The organism is Puia sp., from assembly GCF_036500295.1.
GTDB lineage: Bacteria > Bacteroidota > Bacteroidia > Chitinophagales > Chitinophagaceae > Puia.
In genome coordinates, this window is the sequence record NZ_DASYCH010000013.1 from 1 (window position 1) to 14,104 (window position 14,104).

The window sequence follows — 14,104 nt, forward strand, 5'->3', positions numbered from 1 at the left end:
AGCGATGCTTGTTTTGGGCGTAGTTCGATTTCAGCGCCTTGTCACTGATCCCCGCCATCGTGAGGCCGAACGGATAATACCTACCTTCCCCTTTTTAAGCCGAACCCTTTTTCTGGGGCGTTCGGATAATTGGATATTCAAAGAACTGCTTAGACCCTCCAAGATAGCGGTTTTCTTTTTTCAATTGAAAGAAAAAAGTTCATTCCGGGAGCCAGTGCCCAGGAGGGGATTCGAACCAGCACACGGCTAGTTGATCACGGCCGACGGCCTGCTTATCAGACAGGATTTTCCTCTCCCCTCCCGGCTTTTACATAATGTGATCTTATCGGTGCGCTGCGCACCTCGTCCCTCGGTCCGATAAGCACATTATGTAAAGCAGCGGAGCTGCACCACTGGGTAGGGAAGATTTTACGGGGCAGACACCTGACCATAGAAGACATGCACGCTTTGCGGGACTTAACTCTACAAGAAAAAAGCCGGATAGCAAACTGCCGCCGGCGATCAACTACGGAACATTGTCCCAGCTGTGGTAACGCCGTTGCCGGTGCCGCCCGTAGGTATAAACGCACAGCAGCGGTGGGAACAGGGCCGGGCGACAGAACAGGTGTTTGATACCTCCGGGCCGCGGGGCTGTCGTCCCTGCTCCGCAAAAAAAGAATCCCCCCTATTGGGAAGACTCTTCCTGATCAGGATACTTCCCCGCATCGGGTAATTCCTGGAACCGCGACGCCTGGCGCATCCGCATCGGCGACTACCGCGTCATCTATGATGATCAACGATGGACGGCTTATCGTCACCGTTATTGCCATCGGACATAGAAGGGAAGTTTATAAGTAAAATCTTTTTAATGATCTTCAACACTAATGGTTTTGTCTAAAACCCATCCTTTCCCAGAAAGCTTACAGCTAATAGTTCTTTCGTCGACGAACGTCAAAAAATTGCTTTCCTTTAACGCACCTGAATAGGAGCATCGATATAACCCAACATGCAATTTTATCACATTTCGCCCTACCTCGAGAATGCTTGCTTTAAAAAGAAAACACTCTTTCCGCAATCTAATATAGTCGTCAAACGTCTCTTTGCCTGAGAAAAGGATGAGCTTTATAATGTGATTTTCACGATCCTTAACAAAGAACTTATTATCACAAATATTCAGGTACGCTACTGTATCGATTTTTTCTGCAGATATCTGGCTCTTATAGATAGCATTAACTAAACTATCAAGATTTAACGTCTGCGATGTCGCTGTAACACTAATAAGTAAAAGTGCTGCAATTTGTAGCATCCTATTCATATTCATTTTAGATTTATTAGTCTGAGGCTATTTTTTGTACCGCGGCTTTGAACGATTCATAATTCATGCTTGTAATATTACCCCCACTATTGTAAAACGTGATCACCTTTGTCAATGAGCAAGCATTCGACAGGGGCACATAAGTTCCCCTAGAATTCATCGCTTTTTGCAGGTCGCCTTTGGGCACGTCACCCATTCCGTTGACTTGGTACCCTAAAACTACATTTGGTTGAGCGCGGTCTGGATTTGATCTGTCACCAGGAGAAGATCTAGGAGTTCCTACAATAACATCCCCGTTAGCTTCAACTTTTACTTCCGCACCATGTGTATGAGCATCGTACATTGTCGTCACCGCTCCCTTTGCTTTCATATTTTCCCAACCGTTGACATTTGTCGCATGCTCATTCGAAGTTCCCGAAGGATTATCTTCTATGATTTGATTTCCATTTTTGTCCTTGCCAACATTAAACCCTTCTTCTCTCATACCATTTGTCTCAGTTCTACTATAAGCTCCATCCATCGATAGCATTTCTGCATTTGTTGGATTTTCAATGACATCTTTCTTATCCGCAGTGCTTAATACAACATTTTTGCCTTGATTGGTCTGCCCTTGGATATCATTTCTTGTACTTTCAGATAACGCCATATATTTCTTCCCATCATCTTTACCATCAGTACCTATCCAGGTCCCCTGCTGGTCATAAAAATCGCCGGGAACCATTCCATCCGGGTCCAAAAACCTAATAGGCTCATCAAAACCATAATTGTAAGGAGAGAACCGACGCATCTTGTCAGCCATTGGATCTATCGTACTCCAGCGCGCTATTTGAGGATCATAGAACCTGGCCCCATAGTCATACTCTTCCAACCCACTCCCATCTGAGAACTCTTTATTCTGCGACTCCTTTTTATTATACCTGTACTTATTCTCAGCGTAATTGCTCTTTAGTGCTTTATCGCTGATCCCCGCCATTGTCAACCCAAATGGATAATAATGAGTTTCCTCTAAAAGGGGGCCGCTAAAATGTTCGACCGACAAATTATCAAAGAACGCAGGCCAGTTCGGCGTTTCATTACTTACCCAAATATATAAAAATCCGCTATGATCCAACCTAAATCCCCTCGCCAATGTATTCAGCACGTTCGGCTGACCGACAGGGATAGCCCCGCTTTCATTGCCCCCGTTCACGCAATTCAATTGATTATCAAGCAATATCCAGTTCAGGTAAGCTTTAGGCGCCACCGTCGTATTCGTATCCCGGGAGGACAAAAAGCTATTCACCGCACTATACACCGGTCCCGTGGATGCATTGGTCATAGCCGCTGCCGTTCCATGTGAGCCTGCTGTAAGGCTGAACAACCCCGTCGCCAGCGAATTCAGCACATTGGCGAAAGAAGGATTCGGCGTACTTACTGTCCCCCCGGAAGCAAAGTAACCATAGCAGCCGAGTGAGATCGAATCCCCGCTCATCACTTTCAACAGGATCGCTGGTCCGATCTTGTGCCCAGCTCCATCCACCATCGCCACGGAATCATTGGGAGAAGGGCCGCTGGGTTCCGCGGGGAAACCTCCATGGGGCACCAGGTTGGCCGCGTAGCTGGTGGAGTCGATATTATAGAACAGCGCCATTTCGGTTGCCCGGTATTGGGGTTCCATCGTCGCGATATACTGGGCGGTGTCGCGCTGCTGCGTCAACAGCACCCGCGTATTGCCCAGGTGGTCCTTCTCAAAGAGATCGTACTCCCAGCTCCAGGCAGTGTCACCCGCCAGGTGACGATGGAAGGCCCAGCGGGCGCGCCCCTCCTCGTGGGCGAGTTGTTGAAGGGTGTCCGTTCCGCCGGACGGATTGCTATTGGGCGCCCGCCGCTGGTATTGGAAGCCGCCGGTCATGTAGAGGGTGGTCGTGGTCAGGCCGGATAGGCTGTCCACCGTCTGCTTTTGCAGCTTATTGCCGGCTGCGTCATACGTATACAGAATATTTCCCTTGCCTCGTAGGTGAACCGACTGCGGCAGGTTCAGATAGTTGTATGCAATACTGTCGATCCCCTTATTGTTATCGATAGCCAGGTTGCCGTTGCCATCATACCGATAATCCGAGTCGGCCTTAGCCCCTTTGTAATGAAAATCTCCCAGCAGGCTCGACGTATCATTGGCCTGATCAGCCACCTGCGTCAGTTTATTGCTCGTACCCCCATCTTCATACCGGTAATGCAGTGAGTCGATCACGGCCGCCGGCGTCCCTACCTTGAACCCCTTCTGCAGCATCGTCAGGATATTCCCATTCCCGTCATAGGTTAGTCCGTTGACGCTGTAGTCCATCTTCGTCGTGCCCCAGCCGCTACCGCTTCCATTGTCAACATAGGCAGCGCCGGTGAGCCGATTCACCGCGTCATAGGTAAAGTCATATTTGCGATCGACTCCGTCTCCGGCGCTTCGCCATACGAGACCGGCGATATTTCCATTGAAGGCAGGGTTGGCATAGGTGGCTCCCGAGACGCTGGTTGCCTTATCGTAGGCCAATTCCATCCCGAACCAGGGGCCTGTCCCGCCGCCGACATAGTTCCGGTTGATCCCCATGACCCAGCCCCGGATGTTGTACGTGTACGCCAGGCTGTCCAACGGTACGCTGCCTGAGGGATTGTTACCCAGTCCTTTGGTCTGCAGTTGCCCTATGGCGTCATATTTCATGCTGTCGACCAGCTCATCGGAGGCCGTCCCGTCGATGTTTTTGCGGATGGCGCCCGGACGCTGTTCCTGGTCATAGGAGAGCTTTGTCATTACCGTGTGCCGGTCCGTCGTTGCCCCCGCCTTCTGATGGTCAAGAAATACTCTGAGGGGCTTACCCGTAAAGCTATACTGCGTCGTCTGCACATCCGTCTGTCCCGTATAGTTGACCTGCCGGGTCTGAATGACGCGATGATGATCATCGTAAAAAGACACGGTATACAGGTACTGGCTTGCCGTACCCAGCACCCGGGTCATCGTCCCGGTCACCAGCCCCGTCGTTTGCGTACTCATTGCCAAGAGCTGGGCATATTCCGGGGAACTGTTGTAACTCGTTATAAACGCGCCCGAGGACGGCATTGCAAAGTTGCTTCCCAGCCCATTGGTCCCTACCCAACTGTAATTGTCGTAATAGGTCACCGTCAGGATATCCGGGATGATACCCGCCGGCACGGGATTGTCCGAGACGATCACCGATCCGCCGGACTGCATCATCGACCCACCGATCAGGATGGTCGCGCTGAAGGCGCCACTGGTGCCGTCCGCTGAAAAGCCCGTGTCCCAGTCGATCTGGTTCGTCGCATTCCAATCCCCGGTCTTCGCCCCGGCAAGCGACACATTGGCCTGTACAGCCGAAAGTGTCGCCGACTGTCCGGTCACGCCCACGTTGTTCGTCCCAAAACTGCCGGTCAACCCCGTCACCGTTGCCTGTAGCGCACTGCGCGTCCCATTGTAGGAGAGGAGGGCAGTCATGATGGGGCGATCCACCGCGTCATAGAGTGTACAAAGCCACTTCCCCTGCCGCCGCAGGCTACTGTCCTGGTTCATCACGGGGAGATCGCGCCCGTCATAGACGGTATATACTACACCGGCGCCCGGCACCTTCTTTAAGGTCATTCTTCGCCGGCCGTCGTATTCATAGCGAAAGCACTGTTCGTTCAGAATGGCTCCGCTCAAGGCATTGACGTTCCAGCTATTTGTCTGCAACAACTGCACGCCCACGGGCTGAATCACGGCGCGCAGCAGGTTTAGCGAGTCATAGACGTAGTAGGTACAAAGCCAGCCCGTAGGCCCTTTGCCCATTCCATTATCGGCCCCTGCCGTAAGCTGTACTTTCTTTAGCACTACATTTCCCTCGCGATCCTTGTATTCGACCACCTGCTTACCCTCCTCATCGGAAGTGAGGGTCTTATACAATTCTCCCGTGGCGTAAAGGCTGCTGCAAGAATAACTGGCGAAGACGTCCGGGGAACCACTGTCCGTTACCGTCCAGACCCGCACCGAATCAGTTGTCGTGTTCACCCAATAGCCGGTTGTTGTTCCCCGTCCGGCATGCACCCAATTGTCCCCGGGAGCATATACCCCCAAGACCCGATCCAGCGGAGATGGCTCGAACTCGGTCTTGGAGTAGAAATAGGTTTCCCCCTGCCCATATATGGGACTGGAGCCGTTGGCGCTGCTCCAGAAATTCTGCTGCTGCTGAAAAGGATTTAGTTTGAACCCACCATCGGTAATGGAAGAGTTTCCGCCATAGCTGCTGGCGGAAAAAGGGAGGTACTTTCGCTGCTCCCGGCCATAGGCATCGTACACCTGTGGGGTGACCAAGTCTACGGCCGATCCGCCGGTGGGATAGGAGCCATTGCGGGCGACAGTTTGGACCGGTCTGCCCAGCCCATCGAAATATTGGGTCGTCATTCGGGAATGGGTCAGCGCTGTCGTAGTGGTAAAATCAGCATCCGTCGGATCCGGAGCGACTGCTTCCCAACTGCGGATATAATTGTTTAGTGACCCAATATAGGCCGGTGGCGTGACGACAGAGATATCCTGCGCTACTACGGCGATGCCGCTCAGCAAAATGATCAGTAGGATAGTAAACGTGCGCATGGCTTGGGTTTAAGGGTCGTCATTGGTGGTTTTGTCCTGGAACATTCGCCTGTACCATATAGTCGGCCATCCGGCTATCCAGGGAGCCGTCGGCCCCCAATTGGGCGAACGGCCTCCCGCTCTCGCTAATGAAATATTTGCACCCCTCCGCAAGCCGGTCGACCTGCCGGTTTTGGCTTCGGTGCGACAGATACCTCAAAAGGCCGCCTCTTGGCCCTGTCACTGAATCCGTAGCCGACAGGCCTTTTGTGAGAATGATACCGGTGGACGCCAGTAGCCCATAGCCGTTTTTCAAGGCGGGTGCGGTCGCCAGGCCGGCATCGGGCGCCACGATGCCGATGACCCGGACCTGGCGGCCATGTCGTACCTGGAACCGGAGGAGTTGACCGATGAGGCCGGTATCGGTCCTGGCCGGCAGCAGGACGATCATCAATTTCCGGCCGTCGAAGCTGTCTACCAACACAGCATGTGCGTTGACGTCCAGCAGATGGCCCGGCGCCTGGGCTTTTGCCAAAAGGCAACAACATAACACGAACAGGATAGTACAGCAGTGTTTCATGATCGGTTAGGGGTTATTCAGTTTGTAGATGTACCGCTTGATAATATTCCGATTCAGATCCCTGACATTCATCAGTCTGCCAAAGGCATCATAATCGTAGTAGGTCGTGACGCCCGCCGGATCAGTCGAAGATGTCATTCCATAGTCCGGTGAATAGGTGTAGGTGGTGATCTGCGCAGCCGTGCCTGTCAGTCCCGTGCGGACCTTATTTAGTTCTGCCTGCAGGGCCGCGTCCGAGGAGGGATTGTTCAATACAGATAAGTTCACCATTCCCGACACCGTATTATAGGTGCTTCCCACGACCCTGGCAACTACATACGCGCCGCGGTAGCCCCATAGATAACAGGTGTTGACATCTCCCGATTTATATTGCTCCACCAGGTTACCCTTGCCGTCGAAAGCGGTAAAATTCATCACGATTGAATCGACGGGCGAAGGGAACGACCGCAACTGAGAGAGATGAATGGCGCTACCGTTAAACGTCCCAAATACGTATTTGGACCCGTTGAGAAAGCTGGGACTGCCGCTGCCGGTCCGAATCGAATCCACTATCTCCAGCGGCTGCAGGTAATTTTTCGTGAGCAGCGTGGACTTCATCGATTGTTCTGAAGGTGACAGACCAAAGCTGAAGCTGCCGTTGGAGTTGAATGCATATTTATACGTTTCTTCCTTTGTGCGGTTATTGTTGACGGCTGTGATCCTTTTCTGCAGGAAGAGATTGTCGCTATTGAGGTAATAAGTATAGTCATTCTTGACCACCTGTATACCGGCAGTCGAAAAGAGAGAGTCGATGGATTCATTGAGGACCGCGCCTGACCCACCGACAGAATAGAAGTTGCAGTCTGCCATATAAGGTGTTGCCCCGGACGGATATTGGGTTTCGCTGTAATTATATGCCGTGATCGGAAAGGTTAGCCAATAGGCCTTTGACTTAATGCCGTTTTGGTAGACGCCGCCGCCGTATCCCCAGCTGTTGACCGTCTTTTTGATCAGGCTGCCGTTCTGCGCATAGGTCATCTGCGCAACCAGCTGCCCGCGTTCAAAGCTGAGGTCCTGGGATGGACCGGAAGGGAAGCCATAGGATGGAACATCCTGTGTATACGTAAACCGTTGGTCGGTCCAGCCTTTGGCGCTGTCAATGGTGCGCACTTCCGGATAGACCACATAAGAGCCTGCATCTGCCGCGAGCGGATAGCTGCTTCCGAGTCCCAACCGGTAGTACTGGCAGTAACAGGAGTTATCATTCTGCAAAGACAGAAGAAAAACGGGTGAAGCCAGCAGTCCGCTGGGAAGCGTGGAGTCCGTGCTGTACATCTTGTATTTGTACGTCCGGCTATAGGTATTACCCGTAACAGGGTCATAGTCCTGGATTTGGTGAATGCGAACGCCGCCCACGTTGTGGGGATACTTGGAATAGGTGCCGTATGGGGTATTGACAGTGGCATTGTCCAGGGTACATTCCTGCCAGAATCCGGATATGCCGGACATCGTGCAGCCATAGCTGCTGTTGTCGACAAAGACATCTACCCGGTAGTAACCGTTCGGGAGAGGTACGGCGAAAGAGGAAGTGTTCGCAACGGTGAATACCTGTATCCCGCCGGAGAGATCGGTGGAATCGGTCAACTGCATGATGTTGACCCAGTAGGTCTGGCATAACGGTCCGATATCACTCAGCGTCCAATAAAGCTTGGACACGCCGAAATAACCTTGGACGCTGAACAGTTGCTGCATGCTTGGAAGAGTACTGCCGGCATAGGAAAAGCTGGTTTGGTTGAAGGTTCGGAGGGTCATATAGTTAGGGTCAGGATGGTAGGCAAAGAAGTCGCCCGAGGCCAGGGCGGTATTTCCTTCGTAGGAGAATTGCCGGTAGCCACCCGTCGGATAGGTGATCTTTGTCAGGATATCCGCAGCACTAGCCGTCGCATCAGCCGACCGGTTACCATAAAAGTCCCAGACTATATTGTATGGACTATAGTACAATTGGGGCATTAAGCCAGTACTGTAGTTGCCTGCGCCATTGTAAAACCCCCAGATGTCGACACTGCAGTCGAGCATCGAGGGTAATATCTCGTTAGTATTATAGGTGAAAGACGTCGTTAGGCTATCGGTCCCTGCGGCGCCCATTTCCGAGAAGCTGGTCAGACAGGCCCGATCGCTGGTAAAGGGCGTGCCGTAGTGAAAATGCCACTGATCTTTGAGCGTGCCGGCGGAATCATACAGCTGGATGGAATTGACCTGGTAACTATACGATACGATCGAACCGTTGATGGCCACCGTGCCGCTGTTGGCGCTGATGCGGGTGACTACCATTTCCGAGGCGTCGGTGATGGCGAGTGCGCCGGTCTCAGGCTGTGTATTAAACCCTCCGCAATCCATGTTCGCCGTGCTGAGCGGCATGAATGCGCCGGCATATGTGGTAATGTCGCTGCCACCTCCTGTCGAGTAGGTAAAGGACATGTTATTTTCCCCATTCATATCGGTCTCGTTATCGAGATACCAGGATTGCGAGCTGAGTGTTTGAGAGGTACTGCCGGTCGATCCCGAGTAGCTGGTATTGTTGAGCACATGAGTGCCGTAGTTGTATTTATTGCCCTTGTCATCGATGATCGACCAGGCGGTGATGCCGGTGCCAGTGAGCGTGTAGCTGATCTTGACGCCATCGTTTTGCATCGGGGCGATGGACCCATCCTCCTTGATAGTGAATTTGCCGCTGTGGCCGTTGAAACTGTAGAAGTAGAGGTCCGGTTCGAGGTCGAGTTGATTTTGGTAATACTGGTAGACCTCATTCATGTTGTTGCAGTCGTAAGTGGCGGCCGTGGCAAAGGAGGTATGCAGCATGCCCAGGGCGTATGAGTCATCCGGCAGCCCACGGACCTGCTGGGTGATGCGACCGGCGCCGTCGGCGAGATTGAATCCCAGTCCAACGCTGGAGGCCGGTTCTTCCACCCGGAGACCACCGGTGGCGGTGTAGTTGAGCGACAGATCGGCGGATAAAGGTCCGCTGGTGACGCGACAGAGCGGAAAATTGACGGGTGTTGTCCCGGTGTATGTTCCCAGGGGTCGATCCAAGACCTTGAACATCGCGGCGGCATTGGGCGGGATCGGTTTGGCTTCAGGCGTATTCTGCTGGTACTGCGTAGTACCCGACAGCCCGCAAAACAAAAAAGGCAATATGACTAAATACTTCTTCATGCAATAATCATTCGTCATGACTGGATCAATTCATCGTATAGCCCACGCGGAACAGAACGGGCTGAGTTTTTGGCACTTGCTGATAGCTCAGAAAATCCCATAGCAGGCTTAGCGTCGTTTTCTTAAAGACCCGGGTCTTCATGGATACGGTCTTTGTCACTCCGATAAGGCCCGATTTCGTCCACAATTGCAACTGCCTCAACTGCTGATAGGAAGTGAACGGAGTAGTATAGTTATATTCGAAACCACCCGTTGCCGAAAAGCTGGCCCTTATCTTCACCTGCAGAAACGATCGCAATCCAACACCCTGGCTGCTCAAGGCGATATGCCGAATTCCGTTGCCCCATCCCAATTTGTAACTCGCGCCAACACCCACGACATTATCATGACCCAACTTGTATCCCAGCGAAAGCGCCAGGTCGGTTATCGTTGGGAAATAATAGTTGGTGCGGGTCGTCTGAACATTCGTACCATATACCAGCCGCCGCCAAAAGGTCTTCGCCCGCTGATCATTAGGCCGGAAATCGGGCATGTCCATGTCTTCGTTACCCGCGCCAAAAGCGCTTAACTTACTTTTATAGCTGTCCAGCGCCGACCCGGCCGACTGCAGGCTGGATTGCAGCGCCGCCTCCCCCGCTGCACCGCCCGCAATCAGCTTTCCCTGCACCTGTTGCGCCACCTGGTCCCTGGTCTGCATCCCGACCAGTGCTTGCGTAGTCCCATAGTTGCCTGGTACCCGAAACAACCCACCGAGCATGGAGTTATTCTTCATGAAGGCGGAAAACTCCGGAACCCCGCTCAGCAAGACCAGCGTCTTACCTATCATTGGGTCCGGGTTCGACCAGATATCTTTGTACGCCCGAAGTTGCTGGGAATAATAATACACTTGCTTATTAAGACCGGCGTAGGGCTTGCTAAGCAACTGCTGCCAATGGGTATGCTGACTCAGCAACCGGGCAAATTGTTGTTGCCGCTGTTGCATATACGCCTTTATCAGATCGGCATCCTGCATCTTCGCCTGGAGGGCCTGCAATTGTCGACCGGCATTCTGGAGTTGCGACATCGCAGCAGAGGATATACCGGTGCCGCGAGTTGGTAAATACTGGGGGTTCTGCTGCAAAAAGGCCAGTGAACCTTGCAGGGAGTCCAGGTAAGGCAAATAAGTCCCGCCCAAGGAACTGCCCCGGCGGCCGGTATCGGCTGCCAGCTGCCGGCAAAGAGCGGCATACTTCCGGGTAGACCCCGCAAAAAGAGTTTCCGCCGCTGCGGGATCCAAACGGGATAACTTTTGTTGTAACCGGGCTTCATACCGGGCCATTGTTTGCACGTTCTGATTCGATTCCCGGGTGATCTGATGATTCAGCCCACTGAGTTGGCTCCGCATCTGGCGGAACCAGCCGGTTGGGAGGGCGATGGGCCGGTCTGCTATCGATCCCACCTGTTGCGCATTGGCGATATCGAAAAAAGAACAGATCATCCACAGCAGCCAGAGAAAATAAAGTTTTCGCATAACCTCCGATTTGAGGGTCTACCCTATTTTTTTCGATCGATCAACTGTTCCAGGTAGCGGATCTCCGCCTGCTGCGCTTCCAATTTCTTATTCTGATCGATGACATACAAAGTCAACTCCTCGATCTTCTTTAAAAGCGCCGCTTCCGTACCGCCAATATCGATGCCCGAGGCCTGCACGCTGTCCGCGGATGGGATACCGGGCAAATGGTGATGGTCTTGAATGAAGCTCGACAAGCTGTCCAGCGACGGCAGCCGGTAATCCCGCGCAAACACGAAGTCCGGCCAATTACTGTATGTCTTTACACGAGCGGAAGTAAAAATGGCGGAGCCATTCACCGCAAGCAGGTATCCCTTGGTATCCGTTGTCCCGATGCCCAGGCTGCCGTTGGCCAACAATCGGGCATACTCCGTAGTGCCAATCTGAAAGCTGATCGGTTTAACCGACGCGTCGGTGCCGACCACGCCCAAGGCGGCGCCATATCCCAGGTTAAGGCCCTGGAGATACGTAGTGCCTCCGGCGACCTGGAACACACCCAGTGGAGCACCGGTGTTAATACCGACGGTACCACTATAATATATGACACTGCCGCCGTTGGGTAGCCATTGAGCTTGGGTTGCTTGTAATATTAAGCAGGCAAATAGGATTAGGGGCATCTTTTTCATGCTGAACGATTTTATCGCTATTCTTAGGTTATGGGTGTTTCAAATGAGCGTTTAGCAGGGTCAGGTTGAAGCATCTACCTGCGGTGCCCGGTAACAGGAAAGACACGCAATGGACCTTTGAATAAAGAAGGCAGGCGAAAGAAGCAGCCTGAAAGGTTGGAAAGGATATGAATGGAGCATATGCTTCCGGTTGAGAGGTTAATAGAATAAGTGTTTGCGTACCGAAACTATCGACAATGAAAGTAAAATACAAGAGCCACATCGAAATACGGTGTATTAACCCAAATTGACTCGCCGCATCGATATTTCAGGGTGATTTCTTATCAGTTTTAGGAAATGACGACTATCTTTCCGGTAAAAATCAGGATATGAAAAGAAGAAAGTTTCTGGGCGCTTCTGCGCTGACGGCCGGGGCCCTTGGGATGGTGGGGACGGTTCGCGGGGTGAACGGGTTGGCGGAGTTTGCGGGGGGATCGGGCGGAAACGCATCGGCGGGTACGACGGGCGGGGACACATCGGCGGGCGCCGCGGGCGGGGAAGCCCTTTCCGGGGCCGGGGCGAAAAGACCACCGGTGGTTCATCATGTGTTTTTCTGGCTGAAGAATCCGCAGTCCGTGGAGGATCGGGATAAGTTAGTGGCGGGATTGAAAACGCTCGGGGGGATCCCGTTGATCAAAGAACTGCATGTCGGCGTACTGGCGGATACGGAGAAGCGGGATGTCGTCGATTCCTCCTGGCAGGTGTCGGAGCTGATGTTCTTCGACGATCTTGCGGGCCAGAAGAACTACCAGGATCATCCGTTGCATCAGGCTTTTATAAAGAACTGCAGTCACCTTTGGGCGAAGGTGGTGGTGTATGATGCGATGACGGTTTTTACGCGGCTTTAGGCGCGCAGGGGCGCAGGGGCGGGCCGGAAAGTGGAGGCGGGATACGCGCGCGCTTATAGCCGCGCGTTGAGGAGTTTGAGCGTGAGCCCGCCCTGCGCATCGAGGGTGAAGAGGGTGATCGAAGAATTCTCCTGTACGAGTTGGCGATAATTGCGAACGGGCATGCCGAGTTTCCATGCGAGGTAGAGCCGGTTGACGCCGTTGTGGGCGACGGCGAGGATATTGGCGCCGGGGGCATGGTTTTGCAGGGCTTCGGTGAAGAAACCGTCGACGCGGTGGATCACCTCCATGGCTGTTTCGCCGGTGGCGCCTGCCTTTGTATCGCCGGGATCCTCGTCCCAGCGGGCCCAGGTGCCGGGGTCTTCGGCGATGAATTCTTCTCTTGTTTTTCCTTCCCAGTGGCCGAAGTCGACTTCGATCAGGCGCGGGTCGGCCGTTACGGGCCGGTCGCCGGCGGCGATCTGTGCGGTCCGGAAGGCGCGTTGTAACGGCGATGCATATACCGCTGCGAGCGATATCCCCTTTAGCTGCTGTTGTACGAAGGTAGCCTGGGCGATGCCTTTTTCGGTTAGCGAGACATCGGTGCGGCCGCAATAGCGGTTGCCGGCGGCATTCCAGGCTGTTTCGCCGTGGCGCAGAAAATATACGTTAAGCATGGGACCTCTTTTTTATATATCCTTTCGCCTGCAAGGTATGGATGAATTCATTATACAGCGGGGCATAGCGCCGGACGAGTTCCGGTGTAGGGGTTAATATCTTCTCCAGATGGGTCATGGCGCGACCTGCTTCGGTGAGATTGGCGTAGTGGGTGCGGGAGGCCGCGAGGATGGCCGCGCCCATGGCGCCGGTCCCGTGTTTCATTTTTTTTATGGGCAGGTCGAGAACGTTACAGCGGATGGTGAGCCAGGTGTCGCTGTTGCTGCCGCCGCCGGCGGTGTAGATGGCGCGGATGGGTTCGCCGGACAGGCGGCGGATGACGTCGTATGCGTATCGCTCCAGGAAGGCTACGCCTTCCATGCCGGCAGCAAAGCGCTGCGCGGCAGACAGGCCCGGGGGAGCGAAGCCCCGGGCCTGGGGAGCGATAAAAGGGAAACGTTCACCAGTCTGACACAATGGCCAGGTGATGAGTCCGGTAGGAATCAGTCGTGCGGCTTCGGTGTCGAGGGCGGCGAGGCCGGTGCGGCCGGCGCCGTCAGTGCCGTTGGTGCCGTCGCCGCCGTCGGCGGAGAATTCTTTTGTGATCCAGTCGGCGCCGGTGTTGCTGGCGCCGCCGGGCATCCAGTAGCCCTGGGGGTGGCGGTGACTATAGAGCGTGCCTGCGGCATCTTCCAGTTGGCGGGTTGTGACCCCTTTTACCACCATGGTCGTACCGATGGTCGTGTTCCAGT

General features: G+C 53.7%; 9 protein-coding genes. 2 read left to right on the forward strand and 7 right to left on the reverse strand.

Annotated elements, in window-relative coordinates; translation table 11 throughout:
* Nucleotides 1-250 (forward strand): hypothetical protein (locus VGM48_RS04415; protein WP_331576509.1); only part of this gene is annotated, 250 nt, incomplete at its 5' end.
* Between the two features lie 1,060 nt (nt 251-1,310).
* Here VGM48_RS04415 and VGM48_RS04420 read toward each other — a convergent pair.
* The 5 genes from VGM48_RS04420 to VGM48_RS04440 are packed head-to-tail and all read right to left on the reverse strand — an operon-like array spanning nt 1,311 to nt 11,829.
* Nucleotides 1,311-5,903, reverse strand: coding sequence for a DUF6443 domain-containing protein (locus tag VGM48_RS04420; RefSeq protein ID WP_331576510.1), 4,593 nt, complete (start codon nt 5,901-5,903; stop codon nt 1,311-1,313).
* Nucleotides 5,904-5,922: 19 nt separating this feature from the next.
* A complete protein-coding gene (locus tag VGM48_RS04425; protein WP_331576511.1) occupies nt 5,923-6,462 on the reverse strand; it encodes a hypothetical protein in 540 nt (179 codons plus the stop codon).
* Nucleotides 6,463-6,468: 6 nt separating this feature from the next.
* The gene (locus VGM48_RS04430; protein ID WP_331576512.1) at nt 6,469-9,654 is read right to left on the reverse strand and encodes an RHS repeat domain-containing protein; all 3,186 of its coding nucleotides are present in this window, start codon (nt 9,652-9,654) and stop codon (nt 6,469-6,471) included.
* A gap of 25 nt (nt 9,655-9,679) precedes the next feature.
* On the reverse strand, nt 9,680-11,164 hold the full coding sequence (locus VGM48_RS04435) for a hypothetical protein (protein ID WP_331576513.1): 1,485 nt from the start codon (nt 11,162-11,164) through the stop codon (nt 9,680-9,682).
* 23 nt (nt 11,165-11,187) lie between these two features.
* Entirely contained in the window at nt 11,188-11,829 is a 642-nt protein-coding gene (locus VGM48_RS04440) for a hypothetical protein (RefSeq protein ID WP_331576514.1), read from the reverse strand.
* A gap of 368 nt (nt 11,830-12,197) precedes the next feature.
* Here VGM48_RS04440 and VGM48_RS04445 point away from each other — a divergent pair, with 368 nt between their 5' ends.
* Nucleotides 12,198-12,716, forward strand: coding sequence for a Dabb family protein (locus tag VGM48_RS04445; protein ID WP_331576515.1), 519 nt, complete (start codon nt 12,198-12,200; stop codon nt 12,714-12,716).
* Nucleotides 12,717-12,769: 53 nt separating this feature from the next.
* Here VGM48_RS04445 and VGM48_RS04450 read toward each other — a convergent pair whose 3' ends face one another.
* Nucleotides 12,770-13,372, reverse strand: coding sequence for a histidine phosphatase family protein (locus VGM48_RS04450; protein WP_331576516.1), 603 nt, complete (start codon nt 13,370-13,372; stop codon nt 12,770-12,772).
* Nucleotides 13,365-14,104, reverse strand: a 740-nt coding sequence (locus tag VGM48_RS04455) for an FGGY-family carbohydrate kinase (protein WP_331576517.1), incomplete at its 5' end; no start/stop codon positions are given. The genes VGM48_RS04450 and VGM48_RS04455, both read right to left, overlap by 8 nt.

Excerpts from the sequence above, each read along its gene's own strand:
- VGM48_RS04420 (WP_331576510.1), bottom strand. The coding sequence starts at position 5,903 with ATGCGCACGTTTACTATCCTACTGATCATTTTGCTGAGCGGCATCGCC.
- VGM48_RS04425 (WP_331576511.1), bottom strand. The coding sequence starts at position 6,462 with ATGAAACACTGCTGTACTATCCTGTTCGTGTTATGTTGTTGCCTTTTG.
- VGM48_RS04430 (WP_331576512.1), bottom strand. The coding sequence starts at position 9,654 with ATGAAGAAGTATTTAGTCATATTGCCTTTTTTGTTTTGCGGGCTGTCG.
- VGM48_RS04435 (WP_331576513.1), bottom strand. The coding sequence starts at position 11,164 with ATGCGAAAACTTTATTTTCTCTGGCTGCTGTGGATGATCTGTTCTTTT.
- VGM48_RS04440 (WP_331576514.1), bottom strand. The coding sequence starts at position 11,829 with ATGAAAAAGATGCCCCTAATCCTATTTGCCTGCTTAATATTACAAGCA.
- VGM48_RS04445 (WP_331576515.1), top strand. The coding sequence starts at position 12,198 with ATGAAAAGAAGAAAGTTTCTGGGCGCTTCTGCGCTGACGGCCGGGGCC.
- VGM48_RS04450 (WP_331576516.1), bottom strand. The coding sequence starts at position 13,372 with ATGCTTAACGTATATTTTCTGCGCCACGGCGAAACAGCCTGGAATGCC.